This window comes from Psychrobacter sp. GW64-MNA-CIBAN-0177, assembly GCF_040309585.1.
In the GTDB taxonomy this organism is placed as follows: Bacteria; Pseudomonadota; Gammaproteobacteria; order Pseudomonadales; family Moraxellaceae; genus Psychrobacter; species Psychrobacter okhotskensis.
Genome location: NZ_JBEOOY010000445.1, coordinates 1 through 252, shown reverse-complemented (window position 1 = coordinate 252; position 252 = coordinate 1). Strand labels below are relative to the sequence as shown.

General features: G+C 42.5%; 1 protein-coding gene. It reads right to left on the bottom strand.

Annotation, left to right across the window (positions count from 1 at the left end; all coding sequences use genetic code 11):
* Positions 1-145 precede the first annotated feature (145 nt).
* Complete coding sequence (locus AAEY79_RS15790; protein WP_352289582.1) at positions 146-241, bottom strand: YcjX family protein; 96 nt, start codon at positions 239-241, stop codon at positions 146-148.
* Positions 242-252: the final 11 nt, after the last annotated feature.

Sequence of the window (252 nt, the reverse complement as noted above, 5' to 3'; positions counted from 1 at the left end):
GGCTCAAGCGCATCATCCTCAAGCTCAGAGGTGTAATCACTTTGTCCGTGTTCAATAATTTTAGCAGGTGTTAACGCAGGCTCGTTTTGCTCAATATTTTGAGCATTAATACGACGCCCTGCTTGAAACTGTTGCGTTGACTCACTCATGTTAATTTGTCTCCTAGCAGGTACTGCATCACATGATCTAATCGAATATGTTTAAGTTGTTTGTCGGGGCTTGGCATCGGCGAAAATGACAAAAATTCAAACC